The organism is Steroidobacteraceae bacterium (assembly GCA_041395505.1).
Taxonomy (GTDB): Bacteria; Pseudomonadota; Gammaproteobacteria; order Steroidobacterales; family Steroidobacteraceae; genus JAWLAG01.
Window position 1 is genome coordinate 1,941,059 of record JAWLAG010000001.1, and the last position, 16,445, is coordinate 1,957,503.

Here is a 16,445-nt window from a genome sequence, read left to right on the forward strand (position 1 = left end):
ACGACAGTGCACGATAGAGATCACTTGAGCCTGCTGCTGCAGCTGTTCGCTGCAACCAGCATCACGCTGTTGCTCGCTTCATGCAGTCTGGGGCGTGCACCAGAACCCGACGACCCGGATTGGGTCGAGCCGATTGAGACGCCGGCCGCGGCCGCCGGTACGATTTATCGCGCTGGGATGGACCAGCAACTGTTCGAAAACATGACCGCGCGGCGCGTCGGCGATATTCTGACCGTGCGACTGCAGGAGCGCACCAACGCCAGTAAGAGCGCGGAAACTTCGACTGAAAAGTCCACCAATATCGACTTGCCTGGTATGGAACTGGCCGGTCGGCCGGTCACCGTCAACGGCACTCCGATTCTGGATGCCAACCTCGGGCACAGCAGCGACTTTGCCGGCAAAGGCAGCAGCACGCAGAGCAACAGGCTGGACGGTGACGTCACCGTTACGGTAGTTCGCCGCCTATCCAACGGCAATCTGCTGATCCGTGGCCAAAAATGGCTGGCGCTCAATCAGGGGCGCGAATTCGTTCGATTGCAGGGCGTGATTCGCCCATACGATATCGAACCGGATAACAGCGTACCTTCCTACAAGGTGGCAAGCGCCCGCATTGGATACGGGGGCCGTGGTGCAATTGCAAGCGCCAATGCGCCTAGCTGGCTGGCACGATTCTTCAATTCGCCGTTGACGCCATTCTAGGAGTGAAGGTGATACATCCGAAATTTCATGGCGACTTGCTACGTGTAATCTTCGCATTTGTCTGTGTCGCTGGCGCCCCATTTGCATTCGCAGATCGCGTAAAGGATCTGGCGTCGGTAGCTGGAGTGCGCGGAAATCAACTCGTGGGGTATGGTCTGGTGGTGGGACTCGATGGAACGGGCGATCAGACCAGCCAGGCACCTTTCACCGTACAAAGCATCAAGAACATGTTGACGCGCTTCGGAGTGACAATTCCGCCAAACGTCAATCCTCAGCTCAAGAATGTCGCCGCCGTCACTGTCCACGCAGAGCTTCCCGCGTTTGCCAAAGTAGGACAAACCATCGATGTTACCGTGTCATCAATCGGAAATGCCGGCAGCTTGCTCGGAGGCAGTCTGTTGATGACGCCATTGAAAGGCCTGGATGGCGAGGTATACGCGATGGCTCAGGGAAGCCTGCTTGTCGGCGGCTTCGGCGTGTCCGGCAAGGATGGCTCGCGTATCGCCGTCAATGTGCCAAGTGGCGGGCGCATTCCCGACGGCGCCACCGTAGAACGCGAAGTACCGATGTCGATTTCGACACTGCCGAATGTCACGTTGAACCTCAATACGGCTGACTTTGCGACAGCTTCACGTTTGGTGGACAAGATCAATTCCACGTTTGGGGAAGCGACGGCGCAGGCTTTGGACGCGGTGTCGATCAGCGTTGAGGCACCGGTGGTGCCTGCACAACGTGTCGCATTTCTCGCCGCGCTCGAGGCACTCGAAATCGAGCCCGACGATGCACCGGCGCGGGTCATCGTGAACTCCAGGACTGGAACCATCGTAATCGGATCCAATGTGCGCGTGCAACCAGCTGCGGTCACTCATGGCTCGCTCGCTGTCACTATTACAGAGCGAGTGGAGGTGTCCCAGCCTAATGCACTCGCCCAGGGCGACACGGTCGCCGCTCGGGCATCGAGCGTGGACGTGACGCAACCGGAGGCGCGCATGTTTCTCCTCGAAAAGGGCGTGAATCTTGACGAGATCGTACGCGCCGTGAACCAGGTTGGCGCAGCACCCGGTGATCTCGTCGCTATTCTCGAGGCACTCAAGCAAGCCGGCGCTCTACGCGCGGAGTTGGTTGTGATATGAGCGCACCGCCAGCAATCTCCTTGGCCACGCCAGGCATTCCGGTAACGACGAATGCAAAACCAGTCGAGACGCTGCCGCCCAATCGAACCTCGGATCTCAAGCAGGCAGCACGTGAATTCGAAAGCCTGTTCGTCAACATGATGCTCAGATCGATGCGCGAGGCCAGCTTCGGAGATCCCAATTTCGACAGTTCCGGGGGCGATCTATATCGGGATATGTTCGATGAGCAAATCGCCAGGAGCATGTCCCGCCGCGGTGGCCTGGGAATCGCAGAAATACTGATACGCCAACTCGATACGAACCTTCAGACCGGGGCGACGCAAGATCACGCCACGGTGCCGTCAGCGCAAGCGGCGATTCGCTCCCCAATAGCAGCCGCAATGGCCGTGCAGGGCGGCAACAGTGGCGACTATCGGCAGGATTTCGTCGCGCGAATTCTTCCAGCGGCCAAACAGGCCGCGAAAGCGCTCGGCTCGGATGTGCGATCCGTCATAGCCCATGCCGCATTGGAAACAGGATGGGGACGCTCGATGCCAATGGCGGCCAATGGCACCAGCAGCAACAATCTGTTTGGAATCAAGACAGGCAAGGGATGGAACGGCGAGGCGGCAAGGGCAGCGACTGTCGAACACGTCAACGGTAAGGACGTGCAGAAAATTCAGGAATTTCGCTCTTATCCGTCTTTGGAGAGAAGCATCGCCGATTATGTGCACTTGCTGACCGGCAGTAAGCGCTACCGCGAAGCACTCGGTACCGCGGATGATACTCACGCGTTTGCTCGAGCCTTGCAGGCCGGGGGCTATGCCACCGACCCAAATTATGCGGGCAAGCTCTCACGCGTGGCCGCAACGGTTGACGCATTGCTCGCAAACACCGATCTAAAGTTGCGAACTGCGACGCCGTTAACGTCTTCGACAGAAGTCGGCTAACCTCCCGGGAGCCATTGTGCCGGATATTCTCAGAACTGGTCTTTCCGGCTTGCTGGCATTCCAGCGGGCCCTGGATACGACGAGCCATAACATCGCCAATGCGAACACTCCCGGCTATTCGCGCCAGCGGGTGGAATTCGCAACCCGCCCCGCATTCCCAGCCGGAAACGGTTTTATCGGTGCCGGGGTTGAGGTGAGTACCGTGCGCCGCTTGACCAGTGAATATCTGGTGCAGCAAGCCCGGACATCGGGAACCGACCTCAGCGAACTTGATACGTTGGCGGCACGCGCCGAGCAGTTGAGCAATCTGCTGGGCGACTCGAGCTCCGGGCTGTCTGCTGCCATCCAGCGATTCACGAACGCGACGCGGGAACTTGCGGCGCAACCAACATCTGAGGCCGCGCGCGCTGCGATGTTGGGCGAAGCTGCATCGATGATCGACCGCTTGAAGAGTTTCGACCGGCGAATCGAAGACCTGGACCGGAGCTCTGGTGTAACCATCAACGCTGACGTCAACGAAATCAATACTCTTGCGCGCAGTATCGCAACGCTGAATTCGAAGATTGTTTCCTCCGGCGCCCAGGCCGGGCAGCCGCCGAACGACTTGCTAGACGAACGGGACCGAAAACTGGACGAACTGGCAAAGCATATTGCCATCAGTACGGTGGTCCAGGACGGCAATAGTGTCAGTGTTTTCATCGCCAATGGTCAGCCACTGGTGCTAAATACCTCGGTCAATGAAATGGTTGTCACGGCGGACAACTTCGACCCATCGCGAAGCCGCCTTAGTATGGGTGCCACTGACGTTGATATCACCGACTTTGTAGAAGGTGGTTCTCTGGGCGGCATGCTTGAGTTTCAACAGGGCATGCTGGACGACGTACGAACCGAACTGGGACGCGTGGCTTTTACGATCACACAGTCGGTCAATTCCGTACAGCAACGCGGTCTCGATCTTGACGGTAATCTGGGTCAATCGCTCTTCAACATCAGCTCGGCCAGAGCGCTGTCAGGGTCCGCCAACGCCGGCACTGCGAGCGTGACCGTCGATCGGGTTGATATCGGTCAGTTGGAGGCCAGTGATTTCCGTCTCGAATTCGACGGTAGCAGCTGGTCGTTGCGCCGATGGCCGGATGGTACCACTACGCCCCTGACTGGCAGCGGAACGGCTGCGGATCCGCTGCTGGGTGCGGGACTGTCAATGCTCGTGAGCGGCGCTCCGGTTGCAGGCGATCAGTTTCTCGTCAGGCCCTATGATGGGGTCATTTCGCAGCTAGGCGTGGGATTGTCGAGCGGCAGGCAACTCGCAGCCGCATCCGCGTTGCGGGCGGATTCGGGACCCGGTAACAGTGGCGCCGCCACGGCCGGCGTTCCGTCGGTGACGGATCCGGCCAATCCGGCATTGCTTACGGATGTCGCCATTGCTTTCATTGACGGCACGAGCTACTCCATCAACGGATCGGGCAGTTTTGCATACACGCCAGGGCAACCCATTCAGGTCAACGGTTGGACGCTCGAGATCAATGGCGCCCCCATAGCGGGGGACAGTTTCACAGTTCGCCGCAACGCAGGTGCGGTCGGCGACAACAGTAACGCGGCCCTGATGGCAAGCAGTATCGACGAGCCGGTACTGAACGGCGGGAGGATATCCGCTGTTGGTGCAATCGACAGTTTCGTCAGTCGCTTGGCTTCGGACACTCGACGATACCAGGCCGCGCACGATGCACAGCAGCTGCTCTTCGATGAAGACATGGGGGCACGCGATGCGGTTTCCGGCGTCAATCTCGATGAAGAAGCCGCCAACATGCTGCGCATGCAACAAGCTTATCAGGCGGCTGCGCAGGTCATCCGGGTTGCCGATACGTTGTTCGAATCGCTACTGGCGGCGACGAGGAGATAGACAGTGCGTATTTCCACCCGGGCATTCCACGAGTCCGCAATCGAGGCCATGAATCGCCAACAGGCCCGTCTGGCACAGACCCAGAATCAAATCGCAACAGGATTGCGATTCTCCTCGCCTGCGGACGATCCCGTTGCGGCCGTACAGGCGGCGGGCATCGAACGCGAACTGTCGGCTCAGGACCAGTATCGGCGCAACGCCAATCTGGTCAGTATCCGGCTTAGCTACGAAGAGGCAGCGCTCGCGGATATCGGCAGTCTTGTGCAGCGCGCCCGCGAGCTTGCCGTTCAGGGCAACAACTCGGTCCTCGATTCCCGCTCCAGGCAGATGCTTGCCACCGAAATTCGAGGCATCCGCAACGAACTGATGGCCGTCGCCAATCGCAGAGATCCTGCCGGAGAATATCTATTTGCGGGGCTGGCGTCGTTGACGCAACCATTTGCCGATGTCAACGGTTCGGTCATCTATAGTGGCGCCGACTCATCGCGCACCGTTCAAATTTCTGCCGAACGCTCCGTGTCAGATGGACATAGCGGCGCTCGCGTTTTCGAGCAGATCCCTGCCGGCAATGGCAACTTCTCAGTCAGTGCGGCGCCGACGAACAACGGCACTGGCTACGCCAGCGCGGGTGCGGTGATCGACCCGGCAACATGGACGGGAAGCGATTATCAAATCGATTTTGTCGCGGCCGATTCGTGGCAGGTAAGTGATGCAGCCGGTACGATCGTAGCGAGCGGCTCCTACACTCCCGGCTCGGCGATAGGCTTCGATGGAGCCGAGATCGAGATCAACGGACAGCCGGCAGCCGGCGACAGTTTCGAGATCGCCGGTGCAGGATCGGTCAGCGCATTTGTCGCCCTGGACGATCTCGCGACAGCGCTCGAGGATCCATTGCCGGATTCGGCTGCGCTGGCCCGCGCGACAACGGCTATTACCCGCTCAATTGCCCAGCTCGACGAACTTGTAGACAACACATTGACAGTTCGAGCAGAAGTCGGTGTTCGACTTTCCGCGGCCCAGCTTGCGGAAGACTCCCAGGCGCAGCGGGGCGTCGATCTGGAGCAAGGCCTGTCCCGGATAAGGGACCTGGACTATGCGGCAGCGGTAAGCCACATGAATCAGCAATTACTTACGCTGCAGGCCGCACAGCAGTCCTATACGCGAATGACACAGTTATCGCTTTTCAACTATCTCTGAAACCTTTGAAACATCGTTCGTGACGAGGCCCGCAATTTGAGTCGTCGACGGCCGAACGGTTCAAGTCGGCTCAGGGATGCACCGATACAGTCATCGAAGTCGTCGAGGATGCTTGCCGAGACGCTTCAAGTATGGCTCCGGGCGGTTCCGGAGCAAGCCATCAAAAGTTTGTGAGGAGACGCTCCATGCCCCAAGTCATCAACACTAACGTGATGTCGTTGAATGCCCAGCGCAATCTGACGATGTCCGGTAGCCAGCTCGCAACGGCGTTGCAGCGGTTGTCATCGGGTTTGCGCATCAACAGCGCAAAAGACGATGCCGCCGGTCTCGCCATTTCCGAGCGGTTCAGCACCCAGATCCGCGGCCTGAATCAGGCCGTGCGAAACTCCAGCGACGGTATCTCCCTTGCCCAGACGGCGGAAGGTGCCTTGCAGGAAATCACCAACAACCTGCAGCGCATTCGTGAACTGGCCGTGCAGTCGCGTAACGCTACCAATAGCGCGTCGGATCGCGCAGCTCTGGATGCGGAAGCCCAGCAGCTGTCGAAAGAAATCCAGCGCGTTGCCGACCAGACTTCGTTCAACGGCGTCAAGCTGCTGGACGGTACGTTTGCCACGCAGGTGTTTCAGGTCGGCGCGAATGCCGGCGAAACAATCGCAGTGTCCGCGTCGGTCAACGCCAATGTGGCCTCGCTCGGCACGCGCGATGAAGCGACCGTCTCAGGCGCTGCTGCGACTGCGTTCGACGATCTCGCCGCTGGCGACGTCACAATCAATGGCGTAGATCTTGCTGCGATTTCCGGAGACACTACCGACGCAGAGCGTGCACAAAGCCTGCTGGCAGCGATCAATGACGTGTCCAACCAGACGGGCGTCATTGGCTACCTGAACACCGCAGGCACGGGCATTGACCTCGTCGGCACCGGTGACATCGACATCGCCCTTTCGGGTGCCGCCACGACCGCCAATACCGGTCTGACCGCGGCAACGACAAACGCGGCCGCTGTGACCGGTTTTGCCACGCTGGCACTAACCTCCCAGCAGGGGGCGGACACAGCCATCAAGGCAATGGATGCAGCCCTTAACGACGTCAATACCGGTCGCGCGGAACTCGGTGCCATCCAGAACCGTTTCACTTCGGTAATCGCCAACCTCAATACGGCTGTCGAGAACCTGAGCGCTTCGCGTAGCCGCATCCTCGATGCGGATTTCGCGGCAGAAACCGCTGCCCTCACGCGGGCGCAGATTCTGCAGCAGGCGGGAACGGCCATTCTGGCCCAGGCCAATGCAGTGCCGCAGAACGTGTTGACGCTCTTGCGTTAAGCGTTTAGCAGCCAATGAGTGGAGGACGGCCGCATCGGGCGGCCGTCCTTCCGGGTGGAGAGGTCAATGGCTACACCAGTGGAGCTGGCCGGCAATGCCCGCCAGCTGACGGTCAGTGACGCTACCAGGAGTGCAGGCGAGAAGCCCGCGCAGGACGCCCGTACGGGCATTTCGGCCGTTGAGCGGCCAGCAGACGACCGACGCTCCGTCGCAGAGGCCGCGCGAAAGTTGCAGGAAGAGTTGGCGAGCCGCGGCCATGCCGTGCAATTCAGCATCGACAAGACCTCGGGCCATGTCGTTGTTAGCGTACGTGATACCAGTACCGGCGAGCTCATCCGGCAGATACCGAGTGAAGAAGCATTGCGCATCGCTGCGCACTTGACCGAAATGACCGATCAGTCGGCCGCGCTCATTCTCGATACGACGGCCTGAGACGATGATCCGCTCTCCGGGCATAACTTCGGGACTTGATGTCAACGCAATTGTGGAGCAGCTGGTTGCCGCCGAGCGTGCGCCTGTGGCAACGCGCCTCGATCAGCAAAAGGCGGATGCAGAGGCAACCATTTCTGCCCTGGGCAAGCTGAAAGGCGTTTTGGGCGCACTCCAGTCAATTGCCAAGAAATTCGACTCGATCGAAAACTTCACGCCCTTTACGGCTGTGAGCGGCAACGAGAACATATTTACCGCCATTGCCGCGCCGACGGTCAGCGCGGGCAGCTATGCAATCGAAGTCACGCAAATCGCGGCCGCACAGAAGCTCGCCAGTGGTTCATTTGCTGGCGGTGCCCCGGCCGTCGTAGGCACGGGAAACCTGCAATTGTCGCTGGGGAGTAAAACCTTTCAAGTGACTATTGACCAGGGCAACTCGACGCTGCAGGGCATACGCGACGCCATCAATTCCGCAACAGACAATCCGGGCATCGCCGCGACGATCGTGAACACTACGGCGGGCGCCCGTCTGATATTCACATCAACGGTTACCGGCGCGGCGAACACGATTTCAATAGTGCCATCGGGCGGCGACGGTGGCCTTGCCGCCCTCGAGCACAACCCGCCTGGTGGCCAGTCACTGACGGAAATCCAGGGTGCCCAGGACGCATTGCTCAAAGTCGATGGATTCGATGTACAAAGCAGCGGCAATGCACTGGACGACGTCATCGATGGCGTAACGATCAACCTGACCAACGCTGATCCGGGCACCACATATGCCCTTGACATCGCAGCCGACAAAAAAGCCGTCGTCGATCAAATAAAGAACTTCGCGACGACGCTTAGCGCGGTGTTTCTGACCAGCGCGCAGCTACGAAGTTTCGACCCTGACACCAAGGCTGCGGGGCCGTTACTCGGCGACTCCATGCTTCGTGGCCTGGAATTGCAGTTGCGCCGCACAATGACCAGCGAGCTGTCGACGAACCCGCAGGCTTTGAGCTCGTTGTCGGCAATCGGCATAACAACGAACGCTGACGGTAGTATTGCGGTCGACGACGCCAAATTGCAGTCCGCAGTCGACGCCGGCTTTGACTCCGTAGCCGCCTTGTTCGCCGGCGAAAACGGTATCGGCGCTCAAATGTTGACGCAACTCGATGCCATCCTGGGAAGTGACGCGCCAATCGACGTACGGACCAAGGCGCTCCAGAGCAAACAAAGGCGGCTCGATGCGGCTTACGAGCAATTGGACAGGCGGATGCAGGCGGTCGAGACGACGTATCGCGCGCAATTTACCGCATTGGATACGCTGTTGGCAGGTCTGCAGTCGACGTCGGCCTTTCTGACCCAGCAACTCGCGTCATTGCCGACGACCAGGAACTAGCTCCCAGATCCGGGACTTTCTCAAGTAGGTTGTCTACGCGCCGTTAAAGGCGCATATGTTGCCTCACTCGAAATCCTCGCGCGTGGAGTTCTACCAGTCGGTCGCAGCGCATGGTGGCGTTGCCGCGGCGGATCCGCAGCAGCTGATATTGATGTTACTCGATGGCGCCCTGGAGCGCATCGCAGCGGCTCGTGGGGCGATAGAGCGCGGTCAGGTTGCCGACAAGGCCCGCCTGGTGCACCGCGTAATTGCGATTCTTGACGAGCTCAAGGCGTCCTTGAATCACGATGCGGGTGGCGCGCTGTCGCAAAATCTCGACCAGTTATACGGCTACGTACAGCGCCAACTGTTACGGGGCAGCGCCGAGAACCGGCAGGAACTCCTCGCCGAATCGATTGCCCTGCTACAGGAGATCCGGGCGGCCTGGATCGCGTTGCCCCGTGACTCGGCCCCAGTGCAAAACACCGCTCGCTGAGTTCGTGACACCTGTGCAACGACCCGGGATCAGCAATGTTTGACGGCGCAGACACCGTTGTCCTTTGCGACGAGTTGGCTTACACGGACATCGTACCGGCACGCGCCCGGGTATTGGCCGGAGCACCAGCACGAAGTGAAATGCTCGCCCTCGCCGAACGAAACGTTCGCCTGTTGCAGGTCTCATCGACCATCGACGAGCACGGGCAGATGGAAAAATCCGAAGAAACCTCCAAGGTTGCCGGTGACCTGCTGCGTATCGAGACGAAACTGAACCTGGCGCTGGACCTGCTGGGACAGCTCCTTGCCGCTTACGCTCCAAGACCGGCGGCTGTGCCCGTACGCTTCAATACCGTGGCGGCATGCTGGAGCCAGCCGGATCTGCAGACCAGAGTCGGCGATGTGGCCCAGCTCGACATTTTTCTAAGGGAATGCCTTATACAGCCCCTGTCACTTGTGGGTACCGTTGACTCAGTCGATTCGAGTGGTGAGATCAGCATGCAACTTCAGGGAAATCCCGAAGCGGTAAATGACCTTATCGAAAAGATCGTGTTTCGGAATCATCGTCGACTCGTTGCCGGCTCAAGAAACACACGGCGAAACCCTTGAGACAAATCCTGAAATAAAATTGTGATAGCCGCGCGGCAAACCTCTGCCACTCGGGCAGTTGTGTCACATCATTGACGCGCGCTGATCAAGATAATCATTGTCGTCAAGGCTTAGGACGATGAATGCCAATGATTACCTCAGAAGCGACCGAAACCCGTCGTGACGGATTCAGGGAATTTCGCAGAGCATTGAACCAGCCCTCATCGGATATCGATGACGAGCGGCTTCTCCCTACGGGAACTTCCGATGCGGTGCGCCGCCTTCGTCGCCAGATAGGTCAGGTCGCTCCGTTCGAATCCACGGTGCTTCTGTTGGGCGAGTCAGGTACCGGAAAGGAGGTAGCGGCGCGTGCGATCCACAATCAAAGCCCCCGCGCCGCCCGCCCATTCGTGGCTGTCAATTGCGGAGCGATTCCAGCTGATTTGCTCGAAAGCGAACTGTTCGGTCACGAAAAAGGCGCGTTCACTGGCGCTATCGTATCGCGCCGCGGTCGGTTTGAGCTGGCCCAGGGTGGCACTCTGTTCCTCGACGAGATTGGCGATATGAGCCCAGGCATGCAAGTAAAGCTTCTTCGCGTTCTCCAGGAGCGTACGTTCGAAAAAGTCGGCAGCGCCGATCCCATTCGCGCCGATGTGCGTATTATCGCTGCGACCCATCGCGACCTCGAGAGCGCCATTGAGAACGGCAGTTTTCGCGGCGACCTTTTCTATCGCTTGAATGTATTTCCAATAGAAATGCCCGCGCTGCGCGAGAGGCAGGACGATATTCCTGAGTTGCTGGCGCAATTTTCGCGCAAGTTCGCTCGACAGGACGGCACGGTACTCGATTTTGCCCCCGCGGCGATTCAGCGGCTAAGGGAATACTCCTGGCCAGGGAACGTACGCGAACTCGAGAATCTGGTCGAGCGCCTGGCGATCGTTTGCGCTGGCTCTGTGGTAGGCGGCAGCGATCTTCCGCAGCGCTATGTGTCCACGACGCAGGCTGAAGAGCGGGCGGCAGTGGCGGGGCTGTTCAGCATTGGTGACCACGGCACAAACCTGCCCATAGGGACTCAGTCCGCACTTGTCGAAACCGAGCAAGCGCTGGATGTGACGAGAGACCCAGCCGTGTTGCCGCAGGCCGGGCTGGACCTGCGGCAGCACCTTCACGACATTGAACGCGAGTTGATCCGGCAAGCTTTGGACCGGGCAGAAGGAACCGTTGCTGAAGCAGCTCGGACCCTTGGTTTGCGTCGGACAACGCTAGTCGAGAAGCTCAGAAAGTTCGGCATGGGCTCTGTGTTGTGCGAGACGGGCAATTGATGCGTCACCTAATTGACGAATTGGCGTGGCCGTTTCACATGAACTGGGTAGCAAGTCCCGGCACGTATCTTGCAATGCATTGCCCTGGAGAATCTCAACCCGGTATGGGGCGATGAAACAAGCTGAACGTCTCTCGACACTGACCCCGGTCATGGCGTCGGCGCCTTCGCAGCGTCTCTTTGAGATGGCCCGACGCGTCGCGGCCACGGACTGCACTGTGCTGATCACCGGTGAGTCTGGAACCGGAAAAGAGATCGTTGCGAGATACATTCACGAGAATTCATCGCGACGTACCGGACCTTTCGTGGCGATCAACTGTGCAGCAATTCCGGAAAACATGCTGGAGGCGCTCTTGTTCGGCTACGAAAAAGGCGCGTTTACCGGTGCGTCCGCAAGTCATCAGGGGAAATTCGAGCAGGCCCAAAGCGGTACCTTATTGCTCGACGAAGTAAGTGAAATGCCCTTGGGTCTGCAGGCCAAACTGTTGCGTGTGCTGCAGGAGCGCGAAGTCGAGCGACTGGGCGCCGCGACCTCATTCTGCCTCGATGTTCGCGTGCTGGCGACAAGCAACCGGAATCTGCAGGAAGAAGTGCGCGCAGGACACTTTCGCGAAGATCTGTTTTATCGCCTGAATGTTTTTCCGCTCAAAGTCGTCCCGTTGCGGGAGCGGCGCGAAGACATTCTGCCACTTGCAATGCGCCTTTTGCATCGTAGTTGCGCCGATATCGGTCGTGTTCCGGCCATCGAGCCCGACGCTGCCCTTGAGCTGTTGCGAGCGCAATGGCGGGGCAACGTGCGTGAGCTGGACAACGTACTGCAACGCGCTGCGATATTGGCGGACGGCGCGAATATCCAGCAACACCACATAAGACTGGATGCAAACGAGCCAGCCGGTTCTGCAAGCTTCAGTGGCGCAGCATCATTGAATACATCGCTGCGCGAAACAGAAAACAACCTCATCCTGGCCACGTTACGCTCCGCCAATGGAGATCGACGGCGGGTAGCGGAGCAGCTCGGCATCAGTCCGAGAACCCTGCGCTACAAGATCGCCCGACTGCGAACGGAAGGCCTTGAAGTGCCACTGGCATGATTGCGCGTGAGTGAACATGAGCAGCGTCGAAATCGACAGGGTCCTATCCAGCATACGTGCGCTGCAATCCACGATTGGCGCAAATGGGCCTGCTGCGCCAGCCGTACGCCCACATGCCGCCCCTCAAGGAAGTGCAGCAAACGAATTTGGTGCGTTGCTTCGACAGGGCATCGACGCGGTTAATCGCGCCCAGGACTCAGCCGGCAAGTTGGCCACTGCATTTGAGAAGGGCGTCCCGGGAGTCGACCTGCCAGCGGTCATGGTGGAAATGCAAAAGGCGTCCATCTCATTCCGTGCAGTCGCGGAGGTGCGCAACAGATTCATCAACGCCTATCAAGAAATCATGAACATGCCGCTGTAGTCAATCCATGCCAGAAACCATGCCGAATCCATACACACCCTATCGCGTGCTCGTAACTCTCAAGCCGCTCTTGCTGCTTTTTGGTATTGCGGCCGCAGCGGCCGCTGGCGTCGGCATTGTGCTGTGGCTGAGGGGACCGTCGTACAGTCTGCTCTACACAGATCTGGCGGACAGCGATCTTGCGACCGTCACGCAAAGCCTGGAGGCATCAGGCATACGTTACCGACTCGAGCCTGGCAGCAAGGGCATTTCCGTGCCCGCAGCTCAACTTGATGAGGCGCGGCTCAAACTTGCAGCGCGCGGTACGATAGCAAGCGGCAATGCAGTGGCCGCAATGGCTGGAGATACCGGATTTGGCAGCAGCCAGCTGCTCGACAACGCGAGATATCAGTCGGCGCTTGAGACGGAGCTCGGCAGAACGATAGCCAGTCTGCAGGCCATCTCGGCTGCCCGGGTGCATCTTGCCATTCCCGCCAGCACAAGCTTCGTCCGGGGGCGCCAGTCACCGCGTGCTTCGGTCGTCGTACAGGTACGTCCAGGCCGCGGACTGAGCTCGGATCAGGTGTTGGCCATCGTGAATCTGGTTGCATCCAGCATCCCCGATCTGAGTCCCGAATCGGTCTCGGTGATCGACCAAAGCGGTCGGCTGCTGTCGGTACCGGATTCGAAAGACGAATTCGCCCTGCGCGATCAGCAATTCGAGTTCGCCCGCCGCATGGAAGAGCAATATGCCAAGCGAATCGAGGACTTGCTGGCGCCAATTGTGGGAGCCGGTCGGGTACGCGCGCAGGTCGTTGCCCAGCTTGACATGACCAGCACGGAGGAGGCCCGCGAGCAATATGGTCCGCAAAGCCAGGTGGTTCGTAGCGAGCAACTCTCCGAGCAGTCCTCGAACACGGGCGCGGATGCCGGAGGAGTGCCAGGATCGCTGACAAACCAGCCACCCGAAAGCGGCGTAGCCCTGCCGCCCGGATCTGAAGCAGCGACGACAGCCACCAGTCCCGGCGCGAACGGTTCCCAGTCACGCGAGTCGACAAGAAACTACGAAATAGATCGAACACTCGCCTATACACGCAATCCGGCAGGGAAACTGCGGCGCCTCAGCGTCGCCGTCCTCGTCGATAACATTCGCAAAGCGGATTCCGAAGGAAAGATCACCGAGGAGACACTGCCGCCCGAGGAGCTGGATCGGCTCACTGCTTTGGTACGAGATGCAGTCGGGTTCGACGCTCAACGAGGCGACAGCGTAAGCGTGATCAATGCACCTTTCAGTGGCGAACCGCTGCCCGCACTCGATGACGCCATAGAAGCACTGCCGATCTGGAAGCAACCATGGATTCTGGAAATCGCCAAGCTTGTGCTCGGTGTTGTGCTCGCTCTGGTGCTGATGTTTGCCGTGATCCGGCCGATGCTGCGCGCCGTGTTTGCGCCACCTCCAGCGCTGGCCACAGCCGGCTCGGGTGGCGCAACCAACGCTGAATTGGTAGGCGCCAGCGCAACTGGTGGCGCCATGGCGAGCCAGCCAACCCCGGCATTGGCCTACGATCAACAGGTCGCTGAAGCGAAAACAGCGGTGGGGCAGGACCCAAAACGCGTTGCCCAGGTAGTCAAGACATGGGTGAACGAGAATGAATAGCAGCATTTCAGTACCAGAGGCAAAGAGCTGGTCGCCCCCAGATATTTCGACGGACAAGGTTCCGAAGCAACTCCTGCCGAAACTCCGCAGCAGTACGATGCGTGAGCAACAGCTGTTCGAAGAGGGCTTTGAGGCGGGAAAGTCGGCTGGTCGGGCCGAAGTTGTCAGCATAACCCAGGACCTGGTATCGCAACGCGAACAATTGAACAAGCTCCTTGCGATGATCGCTGACCCGTTGCAAATGCTGGAGGCCCAGATTGGCAAGAACCTGGTGCGCATCGCTTTGCTGCTCGGCAGCCATTTGGCCCGCCGCGAGCTGACCGCGGAACCGCTGCAACTGATCTCCGTGATTCGAGACTGCGTGGGACGATTGTCTGGCGCCGGCGATGTCGTGACTATCAAGATGCACCCACAGGATGCCAGCGCCGTTCGCGGCGCTTTGCGCGAGGCCGAGTCGGGTGCCGCTTGGCGTATTGTCGAGGACCCGCTCAGCAGTCGCGGAGGCTGTGTTGTCACTAGTGGATTTTCCACTATCGACGCACGCCTGGAGAGCCGCATCAATGACGCGATCGCAAGCATATTGGGCGATGACAGATCCGATCTGCGCGACGGAGCACCGGATCGATGAGCGCGGCCATCGAACTGGCTGTTGCACGCCTCGGGAGGGTTGTCGACACATCGCTGGAAAGATGCGCAAACCTCGATTTGCCGCCCATCCAGGGCAAGCTGACGCGTCTCGTTGGACTCACGCTGCAGGCCGCAGGTTGTGGCGGCGCTGTCGGTGACGGCTGTAAGGTTATTGCGAGCGATGGGCAGCAGATCGACGCGGAAATTGTCGGATTTTCCAGTGACACCACCTACCTGATGCCGATCGGCGACGCTCGGGGATTGCAACTGGGCGCCCGCGTCGTGCCGGCAAAGAGCGTGCAGCATGCGCTCGTTGGCGAGGGTCTGCTCGGCCGAATCGTCGGCGGCAATGGCGAGCCGCTCGATGGCCGCGGTGCGCTGGCATGTGCCGAAACAGCTTCGATATTCGGCTCCAGCATCAATCCATTGTTGCGCTCGCCGATTAATGAGCCACTCGACGTCGGTGTCCGTGCCATCAATTCCCTGCTCACCGTAGGCAAAGGACAACGCCTGGGCCTTTTTGCCGGAAGCGGTGTCGGCAAGAGCGTCCTACTTGGAATGATGTCCCGTTATACAAGTGCCGACGTCATCGTTGTCGGCCTGATTGGCGAGCGTGGCCGCGAGGTCAAGGAATTTGTCGATAACATCCTGGGGCCCGAAGACAGGAAACGTGCGATTGTGGTTGCAACTCCAGCAGACCAATCGCCGCTTATGCGTTTGCATGGCGCCTGGCTGGCTACGTGCTATGCGGAGTATTTCCGATCTCGCGGTAAGCATGTGTTGCTCCTGATGGATTCCTTGACCCGCTTCGCCCAGGCGCAGCGCGAAATTGGACTCGCAATCGGTGAAGCGCCGGCGACCAAAGGATATCCGCCGTCCGTATTCGCACGCCTGCCGCAACTGGTCGAACGCGCGGGCCTCGGTGCGGGCGGAGATGGTTCCATCACGGCATTTTATACAGTGCTTACCGAAGGTGACGACCTGCAGGATCCAATTGCAGACGCAGCGCGGGCAATTCTCGACGGTCATATCGTACTGTCCAGAAGTCTGGCAGATAGCGGTCACTTTCCGGCCATTGACATCGAAGCATCAATAAGCCGGGTCATGACGGAAATCGTTCCAAATGAACAACTGCAACTGGCCCGAGAGTTGCGCCAGCTAATAGCGACACACAGACACCACCAGGACCTGGTGGCAATCGGTGCTTATAAGGAAGGCGTCGACGCGCGCCTTGATAGAGCTTTGCGCCTCTGGCCGAGTATCCAGCATTTTCTTCAACAGGACGTCAGCATAGCTGCCAATAGACGCGAGAGTAGCCTGGCGCTGCGCAAACTGCTCGAGACGGATGGAGACTAGT

Annotated in this window: 15 protein-coding genes and 1 pseudogene; all 16 read left to right on the forward strand. The window is 59.3% G+C overall.

Annotation, left to right across the window (positions count from 1 at the left end; translation table 11 throughout):
- Positions 1–24: 24 nt before the first annotated feature.
- Positions 25–699: a flagellar basal body L-ring protein FlgH gene (flgH, locus tag R3E77_08960; protein ID MEZ5499541.1), complete on the forward strand. Its 675-nt coding sequence runs from the start codon at positions 25–27 to the stop codon at positions 697–699.
- Between the two features lie 8 nt (positions 700–707).
- Entirely contained in the window at positions 708–1,832 is a 1,125-nt protein-coding gene (locus R3E77_08965; protein MEZ5499542.1) for a flagellar basal body P-ring protein FlgI, read from the forward strand.
- Positions 1,829–2,761 carry a flagellar assembly peptidoglycan hydrolase FlgJ gene (gene flgJ, locus R3E77_08970; protein ID MEZ5499543.1) on the forward strand — a complete coding sequence of 311 codons (933 nt, stop codon included), beginning with the start codon at positions 1,829–1,831 and terminating at the stop codon, positions 2,759–2,761. The genes R3E77_08965 and flgJ overlap by 4 nt, the downstream gene beginning before the upstream one ends.
- 16 nt (positions 2,762–2,777) lie before the next feature.
- Positions 2,778–4,661 carry a flagellar hook-associated protein FlgK gene (gene flgK, locus R3E77_08975; protein MEZ5499544.1) on the forward strand — a complete coding sequence of 628 codons (1,884 nt, stop codon included), beginning with the start codon at positions 2,778–2,780 and terminating at the stop codon, positions 4,659–4,661.
- Between the two features lie 3 nt (positions 4,662–4,664).
- The gene (gene flgL / locus R3E77_08980; GenBank protein MEZ5499545.1) at positions 4,665–5,858 is read left to right on the forward strand and encodes a flagellar hook-associated protein FlgL; all 1,194 of its coding nucleotides are present in this window, start codon (positions 4,665–4,667) and stop codon (positions 5,856–5,858) included.
- A gap of 185 nt (positions 5,859–6,043) precedes the next feature.
- Positions 6,044–7,180 carry a flagellin gene (locus tag R3E77_08985; protein ID MEZ5499546.1) on the forward strand — a complete coding sequence of 379 codons (1,137 nt, stop codon included), beginning with the start codon at positions 6,044–6,046 and terminating at the stop codon, positions 7,178–7,180.
- A 66-nt stretch (positions 7,181–7,246) separates the two neighbouring features.
- Positions 7,247–7,612, forward strand: a complete 366-nt coding sequence (locus tag R3E77_08990) for a flagellar protein FlaG (GenBank protein MEZ5499547.1) — start codon at positions 7,247–7,249, stop codon at positions 7,610–7,612.
- A 4-nt stretch (positions 7,613–7,616) separates the two neighbouring features.
- Positions 7,617–8,990, forward strand: coding sequence for a flagellar filament capping protein FliD (fliD, locus tag R3E77_08995; protein ID MEZ5499548.1), 1,374 nt, complete (start codon positions 7,617–7,619; stop codon positions 8,988–8,990).
- Between the two features lie 55 nt (positions 8,991–9,045).
- Positions 9,046–9,465, forward strand: a complete 420-nt coding sequence (gene fliS / locus R3E77_09000; protein ID MEZ5499549.1) for a flagellar export chaperone FliS — start codon at positions 9,046–9,048, stop codon at positions 9,463–9,465.
- Between the two features lie 35 nt (positions 9,466–9,500).
- Positions 9,501–10,073: a PilZ domain-containing protein gene (locus tag R3E77_09005; GenBank protein MEZ5499550.1), complete on the forward strand. Its 573-nt coding sequence runs from the start codon at positions 9,501–9,503 to the stop codon at positions 10,071–10,073.
- Between the two features lie 236 nt (positions 10,074–10,309).
- A pseudogene (locus R3E77_09010) lies at positions 10,310–11,374 on the forward strand (sigma-54 dependent transcriptional regulator).
- Positions 11,375–11,486: 112 nt separating this feature from the next.
- A complete protein-coding gene (locus R3E77_09015) occupies positions 11,487–12,464 on the forward strand; it encodes a sigma-54 dependent transcriptional regulator (protein MEZ5499551.1) in 978 nt (325 codons plus the stop codon).
- A 16-nt stretch (positions 12,465–12,480) separates the two neighbouring features.
- The gene (fliE, locus tag R3E77_09020; GenBank protein MEZ5499552.1) at positions 12,481–12,825 is read left to right on the forward strand and encodes a flagellar hook-basal body complex protein FliE; all 345 of its coding nucleotides are present in this window, start codon (positions 12,481–12,483) and stop codon (positions 12,823–12,825) included.
- A 7-nt stretch (positions 12,826–12,832) separates the two neighbouring features.
- The gene (gene fliF / locus R3E77_09025) at positions 12,833–14,461 is read left to right on the forward strand and encodes a flagellar basal-body MS-ring/collar protein FliF (GenBank protein ID MEZ5499553.1); all 1,629 of its coding nucleotides are present in this window, start codon (positions 12,833–12,835) and stop codon (positions 14,459–14,461) included.
- Between the two features lie 97 nt (positions 14,462–14,558).
- On the forward strand, positions 14,559–15,089 hold the full coding sequence (locus tag R3E77_09030) for a flagellar assembly protein FliH (GenBank protein ID MEZ5499554.1): 531 nt from the start codon (positions 14,559–14,561) through the stop codon (positions 15,087–15,089).
- Positions 15,086–16,444, forward strand: coding sequence for a FliI/YscN family ATPase (locus tag R3E77_09035; protein ID MEZ5499555.1), 1,359 nt, complete (start codon positions 15,086–15,088; stop codon positions 16,442–16,444). Before R3E77_09030 ends, R3E77_09035 begins: the two co-directional genes overlap by 4 nt.
- Position 16,445: the final 1 nt, after the last annotated feature.